Source organism: Kluyvera genomosp. 3, from assembly GCF_011765685.1.
GTDB lineage: Bacteria > Pseudomonadota > Gammaproteobacteria > Enterobacterales > Enterobacteriaceae > Kluyvera > Kluyvera georgiana_A.
Genome location: NZ_CP050321.1, coordinates 3,820,608 through 3,845,582 on the forward strand (window position 1 = coordinate 3,820,608; position 24,975 = coordinate 3,845,582).

The following is a 24,975-nucleotide window of genomic DNA, read 5'->3' on the forward strand; positions in this document are numbered from 1 at the left end:
CTGTCTCAGACCCGGCACCTCGCCGGGTCTGAACGTATACGCCTATGTCTGCTCACTATCTGCGAATTTTTCAGCAACCGAAATCAGCCATTCTGCTGATTCTTGGCTTTGCGTCCGGTTTACCGCTTGCCCTGACCTCAGGGACGCTCCAGGCGTGGATGACGGTCGAGAATATCGACCTGAAAACCATCGGTTTCTTCTCGCTTGTCGGACAGGCATATGTGTTTAAGTTTCTCTGGTCTCCGGTCATGGACCGCTATACGCCGCCATTCCTTGGGCGTCGTCGCGGCTGGCTGTTAACCACCCAATGTTTGCTGCTTGCCGCCATTGCGGCGATGGGTTTCCTTGAACCCGCCACACAGCTGCGCTGGATGGCGGCGTTGGCGGTTGTTATCGCCTTCTGTTCCGCTTCGCAGGATATCGTCTTCGACGCCTGGAAAACCGACGTGCTGCCCGCCGAAGAGCGCGGGGCCGGTGCGGCAATTAGCGTGCTGGGCTACCGCCTGGGGATGCTGGTTTCCGGCGGTTTAGCGCTGTGGCTGGCTGATAAATGGCTGGGCTGGCAGGGCATGTACTGGCTGATGGCCGCGCTGCTGGTGCCCTGTATTATCGCCACCCTTCTGGCACCGGAACCAAGCGACGTTATTCCGGTACCTAAAAGCCTTGAGCAAGCGGTGGTTGCGCCGTTAAAAGATTTCTTTGGCCGCAACAACGCGTGGCTGATCCTGCTGCTGATTGTGATGTACAAGCTCGGCGATGCCTTCGCCATGAGCCTGACCACCACCTTCCTGATTCGCGGCGTTGGCTTTGACGCAGGCCAGGTCGGGATGGTCAACAAAACCCTTGGCTTATTCGCGACCATCGTCGGCGCACTGTACGGCGGCGTGCTGATGCAGCGTCTGACGTTGTTCCGCGCGCTGCTCATTTTCGGTATTTTGCAGGGTGTCTCCAACGCCGGTTACTGGATGCTGTCGGTCACCGATAAACACCTCTACTCGATGGCGGCGGCGGTGTTCTTTGAAAACCTGTGTGGCGGTATGGGCACCGCGGCGTTTGTCGCCCTGCTGATGACGTTATGCAATAAGTCGTTTTCCGCCACCCAGTTTGCGCTACTGTCGGCACTCTCTGCCGTAGGTCGTGTGTACGTCGGGCCAATTGCCGGCTGGTTTGTTGAAGCCCACGGCTGGCCAACGTTCTATCTTTTCTCAGTGGTCGCCGCCGTGCCGGGAATCTTCTTACTGCTCGTTTGCCGACAAACGCTGGAGTATACCCAGCAAACCGAGCAGTTTATGCCGCGTACGGACTACAGCGGCGGCTATCGTCTGGCGCTGCGTCTGCTGTTAGTGGGTGTTGCGCTGCTGGGCATCTGGCTGCTGATGTTAATCAGCGATGCGCTGGATTTCTCAGCGCTATCGTGGTCAGCGAGGGTGCTTGAAGCGGGGGTAGCGATTGCCTTTGTTGGCATCGTTGTCGGCTGCCTGCTTGACTATCTGGCTCTGCGTAAAACATCGGTTCCGCTAAATAAGTAAAAAATGCGGCCTATCCGATGTAATCACTACGCGTAATAATAACTCACGCATCGTATATAAAATTTTTTATTTGCGCTTTTGTGCGCTTTAGAATTCTGGAAATTACTGGAACGTTTAAAACAGGCTTTATTTCTTTAACCGATTCAGCAGCAGACCAATTAAATTTTCGTTTTTTAATTGTCTTTTATTTGATGATTAATTGTTAATTAATTGTATATTTTTGACAATGGTTATACCAATTGCCATCCTAACCCTTCCCTTATGCCCCCTTTCGTTATAACGCCCGTCAGATGGGCATTCCGCCTGAAAAATAGACACATTCGGCAACATCTGTGACAAGCACGGCAGAACCCGGTAACACATAACTGACAGAGCCCCAATGATGTTTACAGTAATGTAACCTTCCCGTAAAATGACCCCACACTTTAAACGCCACCAACACCCCGTGGAATTGAGGTCGTTACATGAGACTCAGGAAATACAATAAAAACTTGGGATGGTTGTCATTAATCGCCAGCACTGTATTACTCAGTGGCTGTGATTCTGCACTACTTGACCCCAAAGGACAGATTGGACTGGAGCAGCGTTCGCTGATTCTGACGGCCTTCGGCCTGATGATGATCGTCGTGATACCGGCCGTCTTAATGGCTGTTGGTTTCGCCTGGAAGTATCGTGCGAGCAATAAAGATGCGAAGTATAGCCCGAACTGGTCACACTCCAATAAAGTGGAAGCTGTGGTCTGGACCGTGCCAATTCTTATCATCATCTTCCTCGCCGTTCTGACCTGGAAAACCACTCACTCCTTAGAACCGAGCAAACCGCTGGTTCATGACGAGAAACCTATCACCATTGAAGTGGTTTCCATGGACTGGAAATGGTTCTTCATCTACCCGGAGCAGGGCATTGCTACCGTTAACGAAATCGCTTTCCCGGCGAACGTACCGGTGCAGTTCAAAGTGACCTCCAACTCCGTGATGAACTCCTTCTTTATCCCGCGTCTGGGCAGCCAGATTTACGCCATGGCCGGCATGCAGACCAACCTGCATCTTATCGCTAACGAAGCGGGTACCTACGACGGTATCTCAGCAAGCTATAGCGGCCCGGGCTTCTCTGGTATGAAGTTCAAAGCCATTGCTACGCCGGATCGTGCCACATTCGATCAGTGGGTCGCTAAAGCGAAACAATCTCCGAACACCATGAACGACATGGCGGCATTCGAGAAAGTGGCTGCACCGAGCGAATACAACAAGGTGGAGTACTTCTCCAGCGTGAAACCAGATTTGTTTAAAGCAGTGACCAGCAAATTCATGGATCACGGCAAGAGCATGAACATGTCCAAACCGGAAGGCGAACACGCAGCGCACGAAGGAATGGAAGGCATGGACATGAGCCACGCGGAATCCGCTCACTAAGGGGCCGAGGAAGAATACGATGTTCGGAAAATTGACACTGGATGCAGTGCCCTACCACGAACCCATTATCGTGGTTACGGTGGCTGCCATTATCGTCGGGGGACTTGCTCTCCTGGCGGCCATCACTTACTTCGGTAAGTGGTCCTATCTATGGAACGAGTGGCTGACCTCCGTCGACCACAAAAAACTCGGCATCATGTATGTCATCGTCGCTATCGTCATGCTGCTGCGTGGCTTTGCCGATGCCATTATGATGCGTAGCCAGCAGGTGCTGGCCTCTGCCGGGGAAGCAGGCTTCCTGCCGCCTCATCACTACGACCAGATCTTTACCGCCCACGGCGTTATCATGATCTTCTTCGTGGCGATGCCGTTCGTTATCGGTCTGATGAACCTGGTGGTTCCGCTGCAGATCGGCGCGCGCGACGTGGCGTTCCCGTTCCTGAACAACCTGAGCTTCTGGTTCACCGTTGTCGGTGTGGTTCTGGTTAACCTGTCGCTGGGTGTGGGTGAATTTGCTCAGACCGGCTGGCTGGCCTATCCGCCGCTCTCGGGAATTGAGTACAGTCCGGGCGTAGGGGTCGATTACTGGATTTGGGCGCTGCAGCTCTCCGGTATTGGTACCACCCTGACCGGTATTAACTTCTTCGTGACCATCATCAAGATGCGTGCGCCAGGAATGACGATGTTCAAGATGCCGGTATTTACCTGGGCATCTCTGTGCGCCAACATCCTGATTATCGCCTCCTTCCCAATTCTGACGGTTACCATCGCGCTGCTGACCCTGGATCGCTATCTGGGCACCCATTTCTTTACCAACGATATGGGCGGCAACATGATGATGTACATCAACCTGATTTGGGCCTGGGGCCATCCGGAAGTGTACATCCTGGTTCTGCCGGTCTTCGGTGTGTTCTCTGAAGTTGCCGCAACCTTCTCGCGTAAACGCCTGTTTGGCTACACCTCGCTGGTGTGGGCGACCGTGTGTATTACCATCCTGTCGTTCATCGTTTGGCTGCACCACTTCTTTACCATGGGTGCCGGCGCGAACGTTAACGCCTTCTTCGGTATTACCACGATGATTATCGCCATCCCGACCGGGGTGAAGATCTTCAACTGGCTGTTCACCATGTATCAGGGCCGCATCGTCTTCAACTCGGCGATGCTGTGGACCATCGGCTTTATCGTGACCTTCTCGGTCGGCGGTATGACCGGCGTTCTGCTGGCGGTGCCGGGCGCGGACTTCGTGCTGCACAACAGCCTGTTCCTGATTGCGCACTTCCATAACGTGATCATCGGCGGTGTGGTATTTGGTTGCTTCGCCGGTCTGACCTACTGGTGGCCGAAAGCCTTTGGCTTCACCCTGAACGAAACCTGGGGCAAACGCGCCTTCTGGTTCTGGATCATCGGCTTCTTCGTTGCGTTTATGCCGCTGTACGTGCTGGGCTTCATGGGTATGACCCGTCGCCTGAGCCAGCAAATTGACCCGCAGTTCCACCCGATGCTGGTGATTGCCGCATGCGGTGCTGCGCTGATTGCCTGCGGTATCCTGTGCCAGCTGATTCAGTTCTACGTGTCTATTCGCGACCGCGAGCAGAACCGTGACCTGACCGGTGACCCATGGGGCGGCCGTACGCTGGAGTGGGCAACCTCTTCCCCGCCTCCGTTCTATAACTTTGCCATTGTGCCGCAGATTCACGAACGCGATGCATTCTGGGAAATGAAAGAAAAAGGCGAAGCGTACAAGCAGCCGACACAGTATGAAGAAATTCATATGCCGAAAAACAGCGGTGCGGGCATCGTGATTGCCGCCTTCGCTACGGTGTTTGGTTTCGCCATGATCTGGCATATCTGGTGGATGGCGATTGTCGGCTTCGCTGGCATCCTGATCACCTGGATTATCAAAAGCTTTGACGAGGACGTGGATTACTACGTGCCGGTTGCAGAAGTCGAAAAACTGGAAAATCAGCATTTCGATGAGATTTCTAAGGCAGGGCTGAAAAATGGCAACTGATACTCTCGCGCATAACGCCCACGCGCATGAACACGGGCATCACGATACAGGGCCGATGAAAGTCTTCGGTTTCTGGATCTACCTGATGAGCGACTGCATTATCTTCGCCACGCTGTTTGCCACCTATGCCGTTCTGGTGAACGGCACGGCGGGCGGCCCGACCGGTAAAGATATCTTCGAACTGCCGTTCGTGCTGGTGGAAACCGCACTGCTGCTGTTCAGCTCCATCACCTACGGCATGGCGGCTATCGCCATGTACAAAAACAACAAGAGCCAGGTGGTTTCCTGGCTCGCCCTCACCTTCCTGTTTGGTGCCGGGTTCATCGCGATGGAAATCTATGAATTCCATCACCTGATTGTTGAAGGTATGGGCCCGGATCGCAGCGGCTTCCTGTCAGCGTTCTTCGCGCTGGTCGGGACTCACGGTCTGCACGTCACCTCCGGTCTTATCTGGATGGCGGTGCTGATGGTGCAGATTTCTCGCCGCGGCCTGACCAGCACTAACCGTACGCGTATCCTGTGCCTGAGCCTGTTCTGGCACTTCCTGGACGTCGTATGGATCTGCGTGTTCTCAGTTGTTTACCTGATGGGGGCGATGTAATGAGTCATTCTAACGATCACAGCGGCGCATCCCACGGCAGCGTGAAGTCGTACATGACAGGTTTTATCCTGTCTATCATCCTGACGGTGATCCCGTTCTGGATGGTAATGACCGGTAGCGCGTCGCATGCGGCAATTCTCGGCACCATTCTGGTGACCGCTGTTGTGCAGATCGTCGTACACCTGGTGTACTTCCTGCACATGAACAGCAAGTCTGACGAAGGCTGGAACATGACCGCGTTTGTCTTTACCGTGATAATCATTGCCATCGTGGTGGTAGGCTCCATCTGGATTATGTGGAACCTGAACTACAACATGATGGTTCACTAAGAGCGGCGAGTATGTTTAAGCGATACCTGCAAGTAACGAAGCCTGGCATCATTTTTGGCAACCTGATCTCGGTGATCGGCGGTTTCCTGCTGGCCTCCAAGGGCCACATCGATTATCCGCTGTTCGCCTGGACGCTGATCGGCGTGTCTCTGGTGGTCGCCTCGGGTTGTGTTTTCAACAACTACATCGATCGTGACATCGACCGTAAGATGGAACGAACGAAGAACCGAGTGCTGGTTAAGGGACTGATTGCGCCAAAAACGTCGCTGGTCTACGCCACCTTGCTGGGTCTCGCTGGCTTCATGCTGCTGTGGTTCGGCGCCAATCCCCTCGCCTGCTGGCTGGGGGTGATGGGGTTTGTGGTTTATGTCGGCGTCTACAGCCTGTACATGAAGCGCCACTCCGTTTACGGCACGCTGATTGGTTCTCTCTCCGGCGCTGCGCCGCCGGTGATTGGCTACTGCGCGGTCACGGGTGATTTCGACAGCGGCGCGTTAATTCTGCTGGCTATTTTCAGCCTGTGGCAGATGCCTCACTCCTACGCTATCGCGATTTTCCGCTTCAAGGATTATCAGGCAGCGAACATTCCGGTTCTGCCGGTAGTGAAAGGCATTGCCGTGGCGAAGAACCACATCACGGTGTATATCGTAGCGTTTGCGCTGGCCACATTGATGCTCTCTCTGGGCGGCTACGCCGGGTATAAATACCTGGTTGTTGCAGCGGCAGTGAGCGTCTGGTGGCTCGGTATGGCGCTGCGCGGTTACAAAGTGGAAGATGATAAGGTCTGGGCGCGCAAGCTGTTCGGTTTCTCGATCATTGCCATTACCGCGCTGTCTGTGATGATGTCCGTGGACTTTATGGTGCCTAACTCACAGAGCCTGCTGACTTACGTCTGGTAAGACACACGGTCTGACAAAAAACCTCGCTTCGGCGGGGTTTTTTATTACCTGAAGAAAAGTGCCCGATATTGATGTTTTCCTAAATATTGGCGAGGCTGGCGTTTAAGCGGCTCATTCAAGGGGAAGAGGTATAAAATCGCGGCGGGTGCTTGAGACTATGTGTCTTGAGCATGACGTGAAAGGCAGATAGACAAAAGCCCCAGATAACATTCAGCGTCCGGCAAGACGCTTAACATTAATCTGAGGCCCCTAAATGAAAAGCAACATTAGGTTAGCCTCTTACCGACCTTCGGGTCAAGGAGAAGTAGGCTATGAAGCGGAACAAGGTAGTAATTGTTGCCCTGATCGTCCTCTGTATTACCGTCGTGTTGTCGGTGCTGGTCACGCGCAAAGATCTTTGCGCGGTCCGTATTCGCAGCGGGCATACGGAGGTCGCCGTCTTCACAGACTACGAATCTGTTAAGTAAGAGACCCGGCGGGGAGCAATCCCCGCCACTCTTGAAGTTGCCAGGTATTCTCAACGCACCCAATTCTTTCACTAACTCACCAGCATCGCCTGTGCGCTATACAGCAAATCAAGATGGTCCCGGCATAGCGCCTCCAGCGACGTACGCGACTGATGGCTGGTCAGACTCAACGCCCCCCAGTACAGCCCTTCCCTGTCGGCCAGCGGCACGGCAATCACTAACATGCCAATTTCAAACTCCTGCTCGATGGTGGCGTACCCCTGACGACGAACCTGCGCGATGCGCTCCATTAATTGCGCGACGTCCGTCACCGTATAAGGCGTACGCTGCTCGCGGGTAATCCGCTGGAGTACCGCCTCGCATTCCGCTTCCGGCAACGATGCCAGCCACAGACGGCCCCCCGCCGTGCAATGCACCGGCACCCGCTCCCCCAGGCGCACAGAGGTCGAGTTAAATGGCGTATGTTTGCTGCGGGCGATATAGACCAGCTCGTTGTCATCAATGACCCCAACGGACGCATGTTCCTCGGTGCGGCTGGCGACATACTCAACGATCGGCCGCACCATGCGCGGGAACTGGGCAGAATCGACGTAAGCCTGGCCCAGACGGAGGTTTTTCGCCGTTAACCAGTAATAACGTCCGTCGGTCGCCAGATAACCATCATGTACCAGCGTCAGAAAAAAACGGCGGGCGGCGCTTTGCGTCAGCCCGCTCATTTTCGCCGCTTGCGGCACCGTTAAGCGCGGGTTTGCCTTTGAGAAGAGCTGGATTAGCGCCAGCCCCTTTTGCAACCCGACGATCAGGTCGCGTTGATGAATCTCGTTTTGCATAGTTGTTCACACTTTTGCAACATGGGGAGTCAATTACTGCGATTATCGCACTGTCGGTGCGATTAACAACCAACCTGTCCGAATTCTGCGTTGTCGCTCACCGCTTCCGTTGAAATACTCAAGCAACAGTTTGTTAACAAGTGAGGTGAACTATGGTCAGCGGATTTACTCAGGTCGTCGCCGTAATCGGACATCCCATTACCCAGGTGAAATCACCGGAAAACTTTAACCACTACTTTGCCAGTCAGCATCTGGACAAGGTCATGATCCCTGTCGATATCGCGCCGGAAGCGGTTGCTGACTATCTGAACGCCCTGCGCGGCTGGCACAACATGAGCGGCATTCTGGTTACCGTGCCCCATAAACAGCGCGTCGCTGGATTGCTGGATACCCTGACGCCCCGCGCCCGCCATCTGAATGCGGTTAACGTGGTGCGTAAGTTGGCGGACGGTCGTTTAGAAGGCGACATGTTAGACGGTGTCGGCTTCCAGCGCGCCGCACAGGCGCATGGATTCCAGCCTGCGGGCAAGCGCGCCCTGCTTTCCGGCTGTGGCGGCGTCGGTAGCGCCATCGCCTGGGGGCTATGTGAAGCGGGCATTCAAAGCCTGGCTCTCTACGATCGCGATGAGGCCAGCCGCCAGCGCCTGGAAAATCGCCTTGCCACCCACTTCCCAACCGTCCATCTCACCGCCCTGCCCGAATCACTGGCGGAGATCGATCTGCTGGTCAATGGTTCCCCAGCCGGCATGGCGGGCTTCGATCCGCTGCCGTTAGATCCGACGTTGCTTGAAACATTAACCGCCGCCACCCACGTCGCCGACGTCGTAACGGCCCCAGTCATCACCCCGCTACTGGCCTTCGCCAGCGAGCGCGGATGCCGCACGCAAACCGGCCCGGAAATGGCGCTGGCGCAGATGGAACTCATGGGGCAGTTCATCGGAGCTATGCCTTCATCGCATGAGGCCGCCGCATGAAAAGCTGGGATGTGATCGTCATCGGCAGCGGCGCGGCGGGGTTTGCCGCCGCCGTCACCGCCTGCTGCAAAGGGCTCTCCGTGCTGATGCTGGAAAAAGCGCCGCACTTTGGCGGCACCTCGGCAATTTCTGGCGGCGCGGTGTGGATTAACGACACCGATCAGGCCCGTGCGGCAGGAAAAAGCGGAGCGCCTGACGAGATGAAAACCTACCTGCGCACCATCATCGGTGAGGCCAATTATCGTCCTGAGATGGTTGATGCCTTCGTGAACGCAGGTCGCGAAGCGCTGGCTTTTCTCGAGCAGGAAGGCGCGGTGAAATATAGCCTGCGCCCGCTGTCGCCGGACTACTACCCGGATGAACCCGGCGCGGTCGACGTAGGCCGCGCGCTGGAAGTGGTGGAATATGATGGTCGCGAGTTGGGCGAGCATTTCACCGCCTTACGCTCACCGCCGCCGGGAATGCTGCTGTTCGGCGGCATGATGGTTAATCGCGTCGATATTCAGCATTTCCTCGATATGCGCCGCTCGTGGCGCTCGTTCCGCCACTGCACAAAACTGTTGTTGCGCTATGGTCGCGATCGTCTGCGTCATCATCGTGGTACCCGTCTGGCGATGGGCAACGCGCTGATTGCCCGTATGGCCACGCTGGCGCTGCGCAAAGGGTTGACGCTGGAACTGAACGTCACGGTGAAATCGTTAATTGAACAGAACGGCCGCGTGACCGGCGTGGAAATTGCGCGCGACGGTAAATCACTGGCCCTGCACGCTCGCCGCGGCGTCGTGCTGGCTGCCGGTGGTTTCGCCGCCGGACGTATAGCGCCTCAGTTCCGTCCCGCCACCCAGCAGCACTACACCATGTCGCCCGCGACGAACGACGGGGCAGCGTTTCAGCTAGGGCTGGGCGTGGATGCCCGCCAGGGGGCCGACCTGCCATCGAACTTTTTCTGGGCACCGGTTTCCGTACTGCGCCGTCCGGACGGCAGCGAGGAGCGTTTCCCGCATCTGGTCACCGACCGCGCCAAGCCGGGCGTGATTGCCGTCAACCAGCGCGGTGTACGCTTCGTCAATGAGTCCAACTCCTACCATCATTTTGCCAGCGCCATGCAGCAGCAGCCGGAGAACGCCCCCTGCTATCTGCTATGCGATGCCCAGGCGATGAAGCGCTATGGACTGGGGCTGGCGCGCCCGGCACCGGTCAACAACGACGCGCTGGTGAGCGCCGGTTATCTGCATCAGGCGCAGAGTCTGGGCGAACTGGCGCAGCAGTTAGGCCTTGACCCGCAGCAGCTTGAACACACCGTCGCCCGCTATAACCGCGACGCCGCCAACGGCAGCGATCCGCAATTTCACAAGGGTGGAAACAGCTATAACCGCGCTATGGGCGATGCGGCGCATAGCCCAAACCCTTGCAACGCGCCGCTATTAAGCGCGCCGTTTTATGCCATCAAACTCTTTACCGGCGATTTAGGCACCTCGCGCGGGCTGGTCACCACCGCCGACGCGCAGGTGATTAACCAGCAGGGTCAGCCTATCGATGGGCTCTATGCCGTCGGCAACGATATGGATTCGATGATGGCAGGCACCTATCCCGGCCCTGGCATTACCCTTGGACCGGCGCTCACGTTTGGCTATCTGGCCGCCCTGCATATGACTCAGACCTCACCCTACACTTCAGGAGAAACATCATGATCTACGAAAAACGTACTTACACCATCAATCCACTGAAGATGGCTGACTGGCTGGCGCTGTACAAAAGCGACGCCTACGCGGTGCAGACCGAGCATCTCGGCAAGCTGATTGGCTTCTTCTTCACCGAGATCGGCGTGGTGAATCAGGTCGTTCATATCTGGGCTTACGAAAGCCTGGACGACCGTCTGGTGCGCCGCGCGCGCATGGCACAGGACGAGCGCTGGCTGACCTTTTCACGTAAAAATCGCGAGCTGGCAGCGGTTGAACGTCTGGAGTCGGTGCTGATGCGCCCGACCGATTTCTCTCCGCTGCAATAAGGAGCCACGCATGAGCAGGCTCGTTGAGGTGGATATGCTGGTTATCGGCTCCGGCGCGGCGGGGCTGTCTGCCGCCGTAACCGCGGCGCTGCACGGCGCCCGGGTGCTGGTCGCCGAAAAAGAGTCGACGATTGGCGGCACCAGCGCCTGGTCCGGCGGCTGGCTGTGGATCCCGCAAAATCCGCTCGCCCGCGAAGAAGGCATTATCGAGGATGACGCGGCGCCGCTGGCCTATCTACAGGCCGAGATGGAGGGGCGTCCAGCCGATGCGCGTCTGCGGACTTTTTTGCGTTATGGGCCGGAGATGGTGGAATTTTTCCGTCGCCGTACCGCCGTGCAGTTCCTCTCCGGCAGCAAAATGCCGGACTTTCACAATAGCCGCGGCTCCGCCAACGGCGGTCGTTCGGTGACCGCCCAACCCTATGACGCTCGCGGGCTGGGCGACTGGCTGCATCGCCTGCGGCCGCCGCTGGAGACCATCAGCCTCGCCGGGATGGGCATCGCGGGAGGGACGGATATGGCGCACTTTTTTAACGCGACGCGTTCACCCCGTTCCGCGCTGTATGCCGCTCGACGCCTTGCCCGTCACGGCTGGCAGCGACTGCGTTACGGGCGTGGTCGTCATCTGGTGAACGGCAACGCGCTGGTGGCGCGCCTGCTGCGTTCGGCGCTCGACGCCAACGTCCATTTTCAACTCAATGCGCCGGTGACGCGGTTATTACAGGACGCCAGCGGTGTCACTGGCGCCATTCTCTGTAGCGATGACGGCGAGATTCAGGTTAACGCTCGCGCGGTAGTGCTGGCCTGCGGCGGCTTTCCACATGACAAACAGCTCTTGGCCGAACAGGTGCCGCACGCGGCGCAGGGCTATGGTCACTTTTCCGCCGCGCCGCCGGGCAATCAGGGCGATGGCATTCGCCTTGGTGAAACCGTGGGCGGGCAGTTTGACGATTCACTTAAGCACCCGATGGCGTGGGCACCGGTCTCCCGCGTGTCACTGGCCAGTGGAATACAGCTGGCGTTTCCGCATCTTGTTGAACGTGCCAAGCCGGGGTTTATCGCGGTGCGCGATAACGGCAAACGCTTCGTCAATGAAGCCGACTCGTATCATGACTTTATCGCCGCGTTGCTCAAGGCGACGCCGGAGGGAGAAAAACCGGCTGCCTGGCTGATTGCCGACAGCCGCGCGCTGCACCGCTACGGCCTTGGCCACGCGCGTCCGACACCGTTCCCGATAAAAGCCTGGCTGCGTACCGGCTACCTGCAAAGCGGCAACACGCTGGCGGAGCTGGCACAAAAATGCGGCATCGACGGTTCAGCACTCAGCGATACCGTCGCTCGCTTTAACGGCTTCGCCCGTCAGGCTCGCGATGACGACTTCCAACGCGGCGCATCGGCCTACAACCTCGCGCAGGGCGACGCCCGCCACCAGCCTAGCCCGACGCTGGGTACGCTGGAACAGGCGCCGTATTACGCGGTGCGAATTCTTCCCGGCTCGCTGGGTTCCTTCAGCGGACTGAAAACCGATGAACAGGCGCGCGTGCTGGACGGAGAACAACAGCCTATCCCCGGATTATTTGCCGTGGGTAACGATATGTCGAGCGTGATGCAGGGGTTCTACCCCAGCGGCGGCATCACGCTTGGCCCTGCCATGACCTTTGGTTATCTGGTGGGAAAAAACCTGGCCGCAAACATAACATCTTAAAAAAATTACGCATTTAGCCAGGGAAAGGCGCCAAACATAACAAAAAATCTTACCTGCAACTGTACTGGAGTCTGTATGAATATGCGTTCCCTCTCGCTAGCAGCACTCACCGTGCTGGACGTTTCACCGCCGGAACAGGTGCGTATCGCCGCGCTCACCGGCTACAGCCACGTGGGCATTCGTCTGTTGCCCGCAACGCCTGATGACCCTGACTACGACATGCTCGGCGATACGCCGACGGTACGCGAAACCCTGGCCGCGCTACGCGATACCGGGATACGCGTTTCCGACGTGGAGATTGTGCGCCTGACGCCGGACTTCAACCTTGATGCGCTGCGTCCGTTCCTCGAAACCGCCGCCCGGCTGGAGGCCCAACAGGTGCTGGTGGCCGGCAATGACGATAACCTGCGCCGCTGCGCGGACAACCTTGCCCGGCTGGCGCAGGCCGGAGAAGCCTATGGCCTGACCATGAACCTGGAGCCGATGCCGTGGACCCATCTTCCCACGCTCGCCTCCGCGCAGAAGTTAATTGCCGCCAGCGGGCAGCACAACGTTGGCATCCTCGTCGATGCCATCCACTTCTGGCGCGCGGGTGAGTCACTGGACGCGTTGCGTGCGCTGGCGCCACAGCAGCTGAACTACATGCAGCTGTGCGATGCCCCGGCGCGAATCCCCACAGACACCGGAGAACTGATTTACCAGGCCCGCTGCGCACGCCGGGTACCAGGCGAAGGCGAACTGGATTTGCGCGGCCTGCTGGCGGCATTACCGCCCACGCTGCCGGTTTCGCTGGAAGTCCCGCTGGACGGGGCTCAGGGAGCTTTACCGGCACAACAACGCGCAGCGCTGCTGTTTAACGCGGCACAATCCTTCCTGTAAACAGGAGTACGCTATGTCACAGACACAACGCCTGGATGTCAGAGAGTTAATCAATTCCAACCCGCTCAGCCGCTACCAGAAGCTGGTTATTTTCCTTGGTTTTTGCGTCATCGCGCTGGACGGTTTCGATATCGCCATCATGGGTTTTATCGCCCCCACGCTTAAACAAGAGTGGGGCGTCAGCAACCACGAGCTGGGCTTTGTCATCAGTACCGCGCTGATTGGCCTTGCGCTGGGCGCGCTTTTCTCCGGCCCGCTCGCAGATTGGCTGGGGCGCAAGAAAATCATCATCAACAGCGTGTTTTTCTTCGGTTTCTGGACCGTGGCGACGGCGTTTTCCCAGAACATTGAGCAGATGATCTTTTTCCGCTTTATGACCGGACTCGGACTGGGCGCGGCGATGCCAAACATGAGCACGCTGGTGTCGGAATACGCACCTGAGCGCAAACGCTCGTTTATCATCACCGTCATTTTCTGCGGTTTCACCTTCGGTGCCGCCATTGGCGGGTTTGCCGCATCATGGCTCATCCCGCAGTTTGGCTGGCACTCGCTGATGGCGCTGGGCGGCATACTGCCGCTGCTGTTTGCCCCCATTCTTATCTGGAAACTGCCGGAGTCCGCGCGTTTTCTGGTGATCAAGCAGGCGCCTGCCGCGCGGATCCACGCCATCCTTCAGCGTTTCTACCCCGGCCAGGTGAGTGAAAACGTGCAATTTATTTTGCCGCAACAGCCGATCAAAAGCAGCGCCATGCGCATTGTGCTGTCGCGCGAGTACCTGTTCGGTTCGCTGATGCTGTGGTTGGTCTATTTCATGGGGCTGTTCCTGGTCTATATCCTCGGCAGTTGGTTGCCAACACTGGTAAAAGAGATTGGCCTGACCGTCAGTCAGGCCGCAATCATGACCGCCATTTATCAGGCAGGCGGCACCGTTGGTTCGCTGTTTGCCGGCTGGCTGATGGATCGAATTGATCCGCATCGGGCGCTGGGCGTCATTTTCGCCGTGGGCGGATTATTCACCATGGCGATTGGCTACGCGGGGGTGAATTTCCCGCTGCTGTGCCTGCTGGCCTTCGTTAGCGGCGCGTGTCTGAACGGCGCGAATACCGGGATGAACGCCCTTTCCGCTCGCTTCTATCCCACGCAGGCTCGCGCCACCGGATCCAGTTGGATGCACGGCGTTGGCCGCATCGGCGCCATTCTTAGCGCCTTCGCGGGTGCAGAAATGCTGGCGCTGGGGCTCGATTTTAAATCGGTGTTCCTGATCCTCGGCATTCCGGCGGCATTGACCGTACTCGGTCTGGCCGCGAAAGGGTACTGGGCAGCAGGCCCGGTCGACGCTCGCTCATCTCTCCCTACCACGCTGCGGAGCCCATCATGAATCGTATTCGTCTTGCCGTGATTGGCGCTGGCGCCATCGGACGTAAACATATTGAGGTGATCAATCAAACGCCGCAGGCCGAGCTGGTCGCCCTGGCCGATCCGTCGCCACAAGCGCAGGCGCTGGCAAAATCACTCGGCGTGGCATGGTATGCCGACATCAACGATATGTTGGATCAGGCCAGGCCGCAGGGCGTGATTAACGCAACGCCGAACACTCTGCACGTGCCGTGCGCCATTGCCTGCGTGGAGCGGGGGATCCCGGTGCTGGTTGAGAAACCGGTCGCCGAATCTCCGGAGCGCGCGCGAGAACTGGTGGATGCGGCAACAAGGCACGGCGTCCCGGTGCTGGTCGGCCATCACCGTCGGCACAATGCGCTGACGGCGGCGGCAAAGTCGCTTATCGATAGCGGCGAATTGGGGCAGATTGTTGCCGTTTCGGCGCACTGGATCCTGCAAAAACCGGACGACTACTTCGATGTCGCCTGGCGACGGGAACCAGGGGCCGGGCCGCTGCTGGTGAATCTGGTGCACGATATCGATCTGTTGCGTTATCTGCTGGGGGAGATTGACGATGTGCAGGCGATGACCAGCAACGCCGGGCGCGGCTTCGCCAACGAAGACAGCGCGGTGGTCAACCTGCGCTTCGCCTGCGGCGCGCTGGGCAGCGCGGTGCTGAGCGACTGTGGCGTCAGCCCGTGGAGCTGGGAGATGAACTCGGCAGAGAACGCAGTCTACGCGCATACCGCGGAAAACTGCTATCTGATTTCCGGCAGCAAGGGGGCGCTGGCGATTCCGCAGATGCGCTGGTGGCGCTACGGCGAGCAGAGCGGTTGGCACGCTCCGCTGTTGCAGGAGACGCTGGCCGTCGAGCCCATCGACCCGTTTATTTTGCAGCTGCGTCATTTCCTGCAGGTGATTCGCGGTGAGGCAACGCCAATCATTGATGCGGCAGATGCGTTACGCTCGCTGGAAGTGATCGACGCGATCCGCCAGCAGGCGGCCTGATCGGAGACTGACCCGGCGGTTTCACGCCGCCGGGTTATCACTTATGCTGCTATTCCGCACAAATGATTCAATAATGTAATATTTGTTAATTAACCCTCTGTTTACCCTTCTCTCTCCCCGCACTACACTACTCCCAGCTTTTATATAGAGGTGGGAATGAACGATTACAAAATGACGCCGGGTGAGTTACGCGCCACCTGGGGTTTAGGGACCGTATTTTCTTTGCGTATGCTCGGTATGTTTATGGTCCTTCCGGTTCTGACCACATACGGCATGGCATTGCAGGGCGCCAGCGAGGCGTTGATTGGCCTGGCGATTGGCATTTATGGTCTGGCACAGGCGGTGTTTCAGATTCCCTTCGGGCTGATTTCGGACCGCGTTGGCCGCAAACCGCTGATCGTCGGTGGACTGGCGATTTTTGTTCTGGGCAGCGTGATTGCCGCGATGTCCGACTCCATCTGGGGGATTATTCTTGGCCGTGCCTTACAAGGCTCCGGGGCGATTGCCGCTGCGGTGATGGCGCTGCTTTCCGACCTCACCCGCGAACAAAACCGCACCAAAGCGATGGCGTTTATCGGCGTCAGCTTCGGTGTGACTTTCGCCATTGCGATGGTGCTGGGGCCGATTATTACGCATAAACTCGGTTTGCACGCGCTGTTCTGGATGATTGCCGGGCTGGCAACGCTGGGGATTCTGCTCACGCTGTGGGTGGTGCCGGACAGTAAAAATCACGTGCTCAACCGCGAGTCCGGCATGGTCAAAGGCTGCTTCAGCAAAGTGCTGATGGAGCCCAGGCTGCTGAAGCTCAACTTCGGCATCATGTGTCTACACATCCTGCTGATGTCCACCTTCGTCGCCCTGCCGGGGCAGTTAGAGTCGGCGGGTTTTCCGGCCGCTGAGCACTGGAAAATCTATCTGGTGACTATGGTGGTGTCGTTCATCGCGGTGGTGCCGTTTATCATCTACGCGGAAGTGAAGCGCCGCATGAAGCGCGTGTTCGTGCTGTGCATTGCCCTGCTGCTGATTGCTGAAATCGTGCTCTGGGGGTCCGGAAACTATTTCTGGGAACTGGTGGCGGGCGTGCAGATTTTCTTCCTCGCCTTTAACCTGATGGAAGCGCTGCTGCCGTCGCTTATCAGCAAAGAGGCGCCAGCGGGCTATAAAGGCACGGCAATGGGGATTTATTCCACCAGTCAGTTCCTGGGCGTCGCCATCGGCGGTTCGCTCGGCGGCTGGATTGACGGCCTGTTTGATTCACAAACGGTGTTCCTCGCCGGCGCGCTGCTGGCGACGGTCTGGCTGCTGGTCTCCATGACCATGCAGGAACCACAGTACGTCAGCAGCCTGCGTGTCGAGATCCCAAAAGACGTTGCCGCGGACGATGCGCTACGTGAACGCCTGCTGGCGACGGACGGGGTGAAAGAGGTGCTGGTGGTGGCTGATGAGCACTCGGCCTACGTGAAAATCGACAGCAAAGTCACTAACCGCTTTGAAGTTGAACAGGTGATTGCCGCCCATTAAGCGGCATCGGCCCACACGGTGGTGTGGGCCGTACTTTCGCCGTTAGTCGCGGAAGTTTTTAAACTGGAACGGCTGGCCGAGATCGCCACCACGCACCAGCGCCATTACCGACTGTAAATCATCGCGGGATTTCCCGGTCACACGAATCTCTTCGCCCTGAATTTGCGCCTGCACCTTCAGCTTGCTGTCTTTAATCAGCTTGACGATTTTCTTCTGCACCGCGCTTTCGATGCCCTGCTTCAGCTTAGCTTCGACAAACCAGGTCTTACCGCTGTGGACAAACTCTTCCGGCACATCGAGAGATGCGCCTTCAATGCCGCGCTTCAGCAGCTTGGCGCGCAGAATATCCAGCAGCTGGTTCACCTGGAAATCAGACTCGCTCAGCACCTTAATGGTTTTATTGGCTTCATTCAGCTCAATTTTCGCTTCTACACCGCGAAAATCGAAACGCGATTCAACCTCACGGGCCGCGTTATCCACACCGTTGCGCGCTTCCTGAAGATCAACTTCAGAGACAATATCGAAAGATGGCATCTTTTCCCCTCCCTTAGTTTCTTTTGCGTTGCATAATACCTACAACGCGGCATAACTCAACTTGTTATCCCCGGAAGCTCAGTGGATAGCGCTATACTCACACTCATTCGGGTCATCAGCGTGAAGTATGACATACCAGCAGCATCTGGTGTGGTAAGGAGGATGTTTGAAAATAACAGTATTGGGATGTGGCGCGCTGGGTCAGCTATGGATGACGGCGCTCTACAAAAAAGGATTTGAAGTACAAGGATGGCTACGTGTACCTCAGCCCTACTGTAGCGTCAATCTGATAGAGCTGGACGGCAGTGAGTTTAACCAATCGTTGACGGCCAACGATCCTGATTTTCTGGCGCAAAGCGATTTATTGCTGGTCACACTCAAGGCCTGGCAAGTCTCCGATGCGGTCAGAGCCCTGGCTTCACGTCTCCCACAAACTACGCCTATTTTGCTGATTCATAACGGTATGGGCACATTGCTGGAGCTGAACGACCTCAAGCAGCCGATTCTACTTGGTGCCACCACGCAGGCCGCACGGCGCGACGGGAACGTGATCATTCACGTGGCCAATGGCACTACCCATATCGGTCCGGCCAAACGCTACGACGCCGACTACAGCCAGCTGGCGGAAACCCTGCAAAACGTCCTGCCGGACGTGGCCTGGCACGATAATATTCACTCCGCCATGTGGCGAAAACTGGCGGTCAACTGCGTGATTAATCCCCTTACCGCGCTGATGAACTGCCCGAACGGCGATCTGCGTGGCCATCAGGAGCAAATTGCCCTTATCTGTGAAGAGGTTGCGCAGACCATGACGCGGGAAGGATTTCATACCTCTCCGGAAAGTCTGTTATTTTATGTGAACCAGGTGATTGACCTGACAGCAGAAAATATCTCATCGATGCTGCAGGACATCCGCGCGCTGCGCCATACGGAAATCGACTACATTACCGGTTTTCTGCTCAAGCGCGCGCGTGCGCACGGTATCCCCGTGCCGGAAAACACCCGCCTGTATGAACTGGTTAAACGTAAGGAGAGTGAATATGAGCGCGTCGGCACTGATTTGCCTCGCTCCTGGTAGTGAAGAGATGGAAGCCGTCACCACTATCGATTTATTAGTGCGTGGTGGTATTCAGGTCACCACCGCCAGCGTCGCCAGCGACGGCAACCTGACGATTACCTGCTCGCGCGGCGTGAAGCTGCTGGCCGACGCCCCGCTGGTGGAAGTGGCGGACGGCGATTTCGATATCATTATCCTGCCTGGCGGCATTAAGGGCGCGGAGTGCTTTCGCGACAGCCCGCTGCTGGTCGAAACGGTGAGGCAGTTTCATCTCTCCGGGCGTATCGTTGCCGCTATCTGTGCGGCAGCGGCGACCGTCCTCGTGCCGCATGATATTTTCCCCATCGGCAATATGACCGGCTTCCCGGCGCTGAAAGATAAAATCCCGCCAGAGCAGTGGATGGATAAACGCGTCGCGTGGGATCCGCGCGTCAATCTCCTCACCAGCCAGGGGCCAGGAACATCAATTGATTTTGGCCTGAAGATTATTGACCTGCTGGTCGGGCGCGAAAAGGCGTATGAAGTGGCGTCGCAGTTGGTAATGGCTGCGGGCATCTATAATTACTACGAAGCTTAATCAGCGGTCTGCCCGGCGGGCCGTCCTTTCGCCCCAACCGTGAGGGTTCGTAGTATGTCTGAACACGCGACCGATACCCGCGACTTATCCATTTCTCGTCTTCTGAACGCGCCCAGAGCCTTACTCTGGCGCGCCTGGACTGACCCGGAGCTGCTCAGCCAATGGTGGTGCCCCAAGCCCTGGACCACCGAGGTGCTCGCCTTTGACCTGCGCCCCGGCGGCGAATTTCATACGCTAATGCGCGGGCCTGATGGTGAAAGCAGCGATAATCCAGGCTGTTTTCTGGAAATCGTTCCGCAAGAAAGGTTGGTGATGACGACGATGCTGACCGCCGACTGGCGTCCGGCCACAACGCCGTTTGCCATGACAGTCATCGTCACCTTTGCCGATGAAGGCAGCGGCTGCCGCTATACCGCGCGGGTTCTGCATCCGGATGATGCTACGCGCGAACAGCATGAACAGATGGGGTTTTACGAAGGCTGGAATATCGTGATTACCCAGCTGGAAGCATTCGCCAATACGCTCAAGTAGCGCATTTGTCAGACTGATATAAAAAAACCCGGCCAGGCCGGGTTTTTCTTTTCGTTACGGACGATAAACCTTCACGTTTTCAAAGCCCTGCTCGCGCAGATACAGCGCCTGCAGACGGCTCATCACGCCACGCTCGCACCACAGCAGATAGGTTTTGCTGCGATCAAGGTCGCCAAACTGGGTGCTGAGTTTATAGAACGGCAGCGAAGCCACTTCTACGCCCTCTACTTTCAGCGGTTTGTCATCCTGCTCATCAACGGAGCGGATATCGAGAATCACGTCGTTGGCGCTAAAGCCGCTGACGGTTTCCACTTCCACCACCTCTTGCTGGGTCTGCTGGGCGATTTCGCGGATATCGACGTTGTTCGCTTCCGCCACCACTTTGTCGAGGATCGCAAAGTCGAAGTTCTCTTCTTCCGCTTCGATTTTCGCCTTCACCGCTTTGATGGTCGGGCTTTTTGAGATCACACCGCAGTATTCCGGCATGGTACGGGCAAAATCTTCGGTACCGATTTCACGCGCCAGATTGATGATGTGCTCTTTATCGTGCGAAATCAGCGGACGCAGAATCAGGGTGTCGGACACGTTGTCGATCAGACGCAGGTTGGTCAGCGTCTGGCTGGACACCTGGCCGAGCGCTTCGCCGGTCACCAGCGCCTGCACGCCGTAGCGTTCAGCCACTTTCGACGCCGCACGCACCATCATACGCTTGAGCACCACGCCCATCTGGCCGTCGTCGACTTTCTCGAGAATTTCGCCCACTACCGGTTCGAAGTTGATCGCCACAAAACGCACGCGATGCGAACTGCCGAAGCGGTTCCACAGGTAGTGCGCGACCTGACGAACGCCGATTTCATGCGCCGCGCCGCCAAGGTTAAAGAAGCAGTAGTGTACGCGGCAGCCGCGACGCATCAGCATATAGCTGGAAACGCCGGAGTCGAAACCACCGGAGATCAGCGACAGCACGTCTTCCTGGGTGCCAATCGGGAAACCGCCAATACCTTCATAACGTCCTTTTACCAGCAACAGACGATCGTTCTCGATTTCGAGATTGACGGTCACGTCCGGGTCGGTCAGCTTCACGCGCGCCGTTTCAATATGCTGGTTCAGACCACCGCCCACGTAACGCTCCACCTCAATGGAGGTGAATTCGTGCTTACCGCGGCGTTTTACGCGCACGCAGAAGGTTTTGTTTTCCAGCGCTTCGCGCCACAGTGGCAGCGTCTGCTCGAAAATATCGTGCAGGGAGGTGAACGGCACGTCTTCCACTTCGAGGATATGGTGAATCCCCGGAATGCGCGTCAGCGCGTCGCGGATAACCAGACGCTGGTTCTCATCTTTTGCGCGAACTTCGATGTGATCCCAGTGACGAACGACGGCGAGCGTTTCATCGTAGTGTTTAAGAACGTTACGAATGTTCCCGGTTAAAATTTTAATAAAGCGCAAACGCACAGATTGGCTTTTGATGGTGATTTCCGGGAACAATTTAATGATAAACTTCATGGCGGCAATGGTTCGTTGGCAAGCCCGACGGGCTTTGAGCAAAAAGATGTATCGCAGCGTACCAGCGGTCGCTACGTCCAGGACGCGGAGTATATCATCATCCCGCTGACCATTGCGTGTTATTTGCTTCACACTCAGACTCCGTTACCATAGACGCAGTCGCGACATAACAAGAGCCAAACATTCACTATGCCAAAGAAAAATGCAGCCCCGGCCAGTTTCGAAACCGCGTTAACCGAGCTGGAGCAAATAGTTAATCGTCTGGAAAGCGGTTCTCTGCCGCTGGAAGAGGCGCTGAACGAATTCGAACGCGGCGTGCAGCTGGCACGTCAGGGGCAGAGCAAACTGCAGCAGGCGGAACAACGCGTGCAGATTCTGTTGGCCGATAACGAAGATTCTCCCTTAACACCTTTCACGCCGGACGCTGAATAAATGGATTTTTCGCAACAGCTGGATGCCTGCGTCACTCAGGCGAACGACGCGCTGCGCCGTTTTATCGCGCCGCTGCCGTTTCAGAACACTCCACTGGTCGAGGCGATGCAATATGGCGCACTCTTAGGCGGTAAACGTCTGCGCCCGTTCCTGGTGTACGCCACCGGGCAGATGTTCGGCGTCAGCGTCGCCACGCTGGATGCGCCCGCGGCGGCGGTGGAGTGCATTCACGCCTATTCGCTGATGCACGACGACTTGCCGGCGATGGACGACGACGACCTGCGTCGCGGCCAGCCGACCTGCCATATTAAATTTGGCGAGGCGAGCGCAATTCTGGCCGGTGACGCGCTGCAAACGCTGGCGTTTTCTATACTCAGTGATGCGCCGATGGATAAGGTCCCCGACCGCGATCGCCTGGCGATGCTCTCCGAGCTGGCAACCGCCAGCGGCGTGGCGGGCATGTGCGGTGGCCAAGCGCTGGATCTGGAAGCCGAAGGGCAACAGGTTAATCTGGAAATGCTGGAACGCATTCATCGCCACAAAACCGGCGCGTTGATTCGTGCTGCCGTGCGCCTGGGGGCGCTCAGCGCGGGTGAACAGGGGCGTCAGGCGCTGCCGCTGCTGGACAAATACGCCGAAAGCATCGGTCTGGCATTCCAGGTTCAGGATGACATTCTGGATGTGGTGGGGGATACTGCGACCCTCGGAAAGCGCCAGGGTGCCGACCAGCAGCTCGGCAAGAGCACCTATCCGGCACTACTGGGCCTTGAGCAAGCCCGGACCAAAGCCAGTGACCTCATCGCTGAGGCTCGCCAGTCGCTAGAGCAACTGGCCGCACAATCACTGGATACCACAGCACTGGAAGCGCTAGCGAACTACATCATCCTGCGCGACAAATAAACAATAAATGAGTCTCAGATGAGTTTTGATATTGCCAAATACCCGACCCTGGCGCTGGTCGATTCCACTCAGGAGTTGCGCCTGCTGCCAAAAGAGAGCCTGCCGAAGCTGTGTGACGAGCTACGCCGTTACCTGCTCGACAGCGTGAGCCGTTCCAGCGGACACTTCGCCTCCGGGCTTGGCACGGTGGAGCTCACCGTGGCGCTGCACTACGTCTATAACACGCCGTTCGACCAGCTTATCTGGGACGTCGGCCATCAGGCCTACCCGCACAAAATTCTAACCGGCCGTCGCGACAAGATTGGCACCATCCGCCAGAAAGGCGGCCTGCATCCGTTCCCATGGCGCGGTGAGAGCGAATACGACGTGCTGAGCGTCGGCCACTCTTCCACCTCCATTTCCGCCGGTATTGGCATCGCGGTCGCGGCAGGCAGAGAGAACAAACAGCGTCGTACCGTCTGCGTGATTGGCGATGGCGCCATTACCGCCGGGATGGCGTTTGAAGCGATGAACCACGCAGGTGATATCAAGCCGGATATGCTGGTGGTGCTGAACGACAACGAAATGTCGATTTCCGAGAACGTCGGCGCGCTGAACAACCATCTGGCGCAGTTGCTCTCCGGAAAACTCTACTCCTCGCTGCGCGAAGGCGGCAAAAAAGTCTTCTCCGGCGTACCGCCGATTAAAGAGCTGCTCAAGCGTACCGAAGAACATATCAAAGGCATGGTGGTGCCGGGCACGCTGTTTGAAGAGCTGGGCTTTAACTATATCGGGCCGGTGGACGGCCACGACGTGCTGGGGCTGGTCAATACGCTGAAAAACATGCGCGACCTGAAAGGCCCGCAGTTCCTGCATATTATGACCAAGAAAGGTCGCGGCTATGAGCCCGCAGAGAAGGACCCGATTACCTTCCACGCGGTGCCGAAATTTGACCACACCAGCGGCAAGCTGCCCAAAAGCAGCGGCGGCCTGCCGTCATACTCCAAAATCTTCGGCGACTGGCTGTGTGAAACCGCAGCCAAAGACAGCAAGCTGATGGCGGTTACCCCCGCGATGCGCGAAGGCTCCGGTATGGTCGAGTTTTCGAAAAAGTATCCGGATCAATACTTTGACGTGGCGATCGCCGAGCAGCATGCGGTCACCTTCGCCGCCGGGCTGGCGATTGGCGGCAACAAACCTGTCGTAGCGATCTACTCCACTTTCCTGCAGCGCGCCTACGATCAGGTGATTCACGACGTGGCGATTCAGAAGCTGCCGGTCCTGTTTGCGATCGACCGTGCAGGCATCGTCGGCGCCGACGGGCAGACGCACCAGGGGGCGTTCGATCTCTCCTATCTGCGTTGCATCCCGGACATGGTTATCATGACGCCGAGCGATGAAAACGAGTGCCGCCAGATGCTGTATACCGGCTATCACTACGGCGACGGCCCAAGCGCGGTGCGCTATCCGCGCGGTTGCGGTACCGGCGCGGAACTGCAGCCACTGGCGAAACTGCCGATCGGCAAAGGCGTGGTGAAACGCGAAGGCGAGAAGCTGGCGATCCTCAACTTCGGTACCCTGCTCGCGCAGGCCGAAGCGGTCGCCGCGAAGCTGAACGCCACCCTTGTCGACATGCGCTTTGTGAAGCCGCTGGATGAAAGCCTGATTCTGGAAATGGCCGCGCGTCACGAATCGCTGGTGACGCTGGAAGAAAACGCCATTATGGGTGGCGCGGGCAGCGGCGTGAACGAAGTGCTGATGGCGCATCGCAAACCGGTGCCGGTGCTCAATATCGGCCTGCCTGATTTCTTTATTCCTCAAGGTACTCAGGAAGAGATGCACGCCGAGCTCGGCCTCGACGCCGCGGGCATCGAAGCGAAGATCGCGGCCTGGCTAGCATAATCCTCCCCCT

At 57.4% G+C, this 24,975-nt stretch carries 24 protein-coding genes; 21 read left to right on the forward strand and 3 right to left on the reverse strand.

The features are described from left to right. Positions 1-44 precede the first annotated feature (44 nt). The 7 genes from ampG (at position 45) to GY169_RS17970 (ending at position 7,248) form a co-directional block, all read left to right on the forward strand. Positions 45-1,529 carry a muropeptide MFS transporter AmpG gene (ampG, locus tag GY169_RS17940; RefSeq protein ID WP_167576492.1) on the forward strand — a complete coding sequence of 495 codons (1,485 nt, stop codon included), beginning with the start codon at positions 45-47 and terminating at the stop codon, positions 1,527-1,529. A 464-nt stretch (positions 1,530-1,993) separates the two neighbouring features. Then, entirely contained in the window at positions 1,994-2,941 is a 948-nt protein-coding gene (gene cyoA, locus GY169_RS17945; RefSeq protein ID WP_163445926.1) for a cytochrome o ubiquinol oxidase subunit II, read from the forward strand. Between the two features lie 19 nt (positions 2,942-2,960). After that, complete coding sequence (cyoB, locus tag GY169_RS17950; RefSeq protein ID WP_064547912.1) at positions 2,961-4,952, forward strand: cytochrome o ubiquinol oxidase subunit I; 1,992 nt, start codon at positions 2,961-2,963, stop codon at positions 4,950-4,952. Then, the gene (locus tag GY169_RS17955) at positions 4,942-5,553 is read left to right on the forward strand and encodes a cytochrome o ubiquinol oxidase subunit III (protein WP_064547910.1); all 612 of its coding nucleotides are present in this window, start codon (positions 4,942-4,944) and stop codon (positions 5,551-5,553) included. The genes cyoB and GY169_RS17955 overlap by 11 nt, the downstream gene beginning before the upstream one ends. Continuing rightward, positions 5,553-5,882 carry a cytochrome o ubiquinol oxidase subunit IV gene (locus GY169_RS17960; protein ID WP_064547908.1) on the forward strand — a complete coding sequence of 110 codons (330 nt, stop codon included), beginning with the start codon at positions 5,553-5,555 and terminating at the stop codon, positions 5,880-5,882. Before GY169_RS17955 ends, GY169_RS17960 begins: the two co-directional genes overlap by 1 nt. Before the next feature lie 11 nt (positions 5,883-5,893). Continuing rightward, positions 5,894-6,781 (forward strand): heme o synthase, encoded by an 888-nt coding sequence (gene cyoE / locus GY169_RS17965; RefSeq protein ID WP_064547906.1) that lies wholly within the window; start codon positions 5,894-5,896, stop codon positions 6,779-6,781. A gap of 311 nt (positions 6,782-7,092) precedes the next feature. Continuing rightward, complete coding sequence (locus GY169_RS17970; RefSeq protein WP_163445925.1) at positions 7,093-7,248, forward strand: Hok/Gef family protein; 156 nt, start codon at positions 7,093-7,095, stop codon at positions 7,246-7,248. A 71-nt stretch (positions 7,249-7,319) separates the two neighbouring features. Here the strand turns inward: GY169_RS17970 and GY169_RS17975 are convergent, their stop codons facing one another. Next, the gene (locus GY169_RS17975) at positions 7,320-8,078 is read right to left on the reverse strand and encodes an IclR family transcriptional regulator C-terminal domain-containing protein (RefSeq protein ID WP_163445924.1); all 759 of its coding nucleotides are present in this window, start codon (positions 8,076-8,078) and stop codon (positions 7,320-7,322) included. Between the two features lie 152 nt (positions 8,079-8,230). Here GY169_RS17975 and GY169_RS17980 point away from each other — a divergent pair, with 152 nt between their 5' ends. The 8 genes from GY169_RS17980 to GY169_RS18015 all read left to right on the forward strand — a co-directional run bounded on the left by GY169_RS17980 (position 8,231) and on the right by GY169_RS18015 (position 17,550). Next, positions 8,231-9,052: a shikimate dehydrogenase family protein gene (locus GY169_RS17980; RefSeq protein ID WP_167576494.1), complete on the forward strand. Its 822-nt coding sequence runs from the start codon at positions 8,231-8,233 to the stop codon at positions 9,050-9,052. Continuing rightward, positions 9,049-10,743: an FAD-dependent oxidoreductase gene (locus GY169_RS17985; protein ID WP_167576496.1), complete on the forward strand. Its 1,695-nt coding sequence runs from the start codon at positions 9,049-9,051 to the stop codon at positions 10,741-10,743. The genes GY169_RS17980 and GY169_RS17985 overlap by 4 nt, the downstream gene beginning before the upstream one ends. After that, positions 10,740-11,060, forward strand: a complete 321-nt coding sequence (locus GY169_RS17990; protein ID WP_064547897.1) for an NIPSNAP family protein — start codon at positions 10,740-10,742, stop codon at positions 11,058-11,060. The genes GY169_RS17985 and GY169_RS17990 overlap by 4 nt, the downstream gene beginning before the upstream one ends. Before the next feature lie 10 nt (positions 11,061-11,070). Continuing rightward, positions 11,071-12,765, forward strand: coding sequence for an FAD-dependent oxidoreductase (locus GY169_RS17995; RefSeq protein WP_167576498.1), 1,695 nt, complete (start codon positions 11,071-11,073; stop codon positions 12,763-12,765). A gap of 75 nt (positions 12,766-12,840) precedes the next feature. Next, positions 12,841-13,644, forward strand: a complete 804-nt coding sequence (locus GY169_RS18000) for a sugar phosphate isomerase/epimerase family protein (RefSeq protein ID WP_167576500.1) — start codon at positions 12,841-12,843, stop codon at positions 13,642-13,644. A 13-nt stretch (positions 13,645-13,657) separates the two neighbouring features. Next, a complete protein-coding gene (locus GY169_RS18005) occupies positions 13,658-15,022 on the forward strand; it encodes an MFS transporter (RefSeq protein ID WP_167576501.1) in 1,365 nt (454 codons plus the stop codon). Then, entirely contained in the window at positions 15,019-16,029 is a 1,011-nt protein-coding gene (locus GY169_RS18010; RefSeq protein ID WP_191091010.1) for a Gfo/Idh/MocA family protein, read from the forward strand. The genes GY169_RS18005 and GY169_RS18010 overlap by 4 nt, the downstream gene beginning before the upstream one ends. Positions 16,030-16,185: 156 nt before the next feature. Next, positions 16,186-17,550 (forward strand): MFS transporter, encoded by a 1,365-nt coding sequence (locus tag GY169_RS18015; protein ID WP_167576502.1) that lies wholly within the window; start codon positions 16,186-16,188, stop codon positions 17,548-17,550. Positions 17,551-17,592: 42 nt separating this feature from the next. Here GY169_RS18015 and GY169_RS18020 read toward each other — a convergent pair whose 3' ends face one another. Beyond that, entirely contained in the window at positions 17,593-18,084 is a 492-nt protein-coding gene (locus GY169_RS18020) for a YajQ family cyclic di-GMP-binding protein (protein ID WP_064547885.1), read from the reverse strand. 166 nt (positions 18,085-18,250) lie between these two features. On the opposite strand from GY169_RS18020, the gene panE reads away from it, so the two are divergent. Genes panE through GY169_RS18035 form a run of 3 tightly spaced genes read left to right on the forward strand, consistent with a single transcriptional unit; the run spans position 18,251 to position 20,249 of the window. Further along, entirely contained in the window at positions 18,251-19,162 is a 912-nt protein-coding gene (panE, locus tag GY169_RS18025) for a 2-dehydropantoate 2-reductase (protein WP_163445916.1), read from the forward strand. Then, entirely contained in the window at positions 19,125-19,718 is a 594-nt protein-coding gene (gene yajL, locus GY169_RS18030) for a protein deglycase YajL (protein ID WP_167576503.1), read from the forward strand. Before panE ends, yajL begins: the two co-directional genes overlap by 38 nt. A 54-nt stretch (positions 19,719-19,772) precedes the next feature. Next, a complete protein-coding gene (locus GY169_RS18035; protein ID WP_167576504.1) occupies positions 19,773-20,249 on the forward strand; it encodes an SRPBCC family protein in 477 nt (158 codons plus the stop codon). 54 nt (positions 20,250-20,303) lie between these two features. Here the strand turns inward: GY169_RS18035 and thiI are convergent, their stop codons facing one another. Further along, positions 20,304-21,752, reverse strand: coding sequence for a tRNA uracil 4-sulfurtransferase ThiI (gene thiI, locus GY169_RS18040; RefSeq protein ID WP_064547879.1), 1,449 nt, complete (start codon positions 21,750-21,752; stop codon positions 20,304-20,306). Between the two features lie 189 nt (positions 21,753-21,941). On the opposite strand from thiI, the gene xseB reads away from it, so the two are divergent. Genes xseB through dxs form a run of 3 tightly spaced genes read left to right on the forward strand, consistent with a single transcriptional unit; the run spans position 21,942 to position 24,965 of the window. Further along, a complete protein-coding gene (gene xseB, locus GY169_RS18045; protein WP_163445913.1) occupies positions 21,942-22,184 on the forward strand; it encodes an exodeoxyribonuclease VII small subunit in 243 nt (80 codons plus the stop codon). Next, positions 22,185-23,084 (forward strand): (2E,6E)-farnesyl diphosphate synthase, encoded by a 900-nt coding sequence (gene ispA / locus GY169_RS18050; RefSeq protein ID WP_167576505.1) that lies wholly within the window; start codon positions 22,185-22,187, stop codon positions 23,082-23,084. 18 nt (positions 23,085-23,102) lie between these two features. Beyond that, complete coding sequence (gene dxs, locus GY169_RS18055; protein ID WP_167576506.1) at positions 23,103-24,965, forward strand: 1-deoxy-D-xylulose-5-phosphate synthase; 1,863 nt, start codon at positions 23,103-23,105, stop codon at positions 24,963-24,965. The last annotated feature ends 10 nt before the right edge of the window (positions 24,966-24,975 follow it).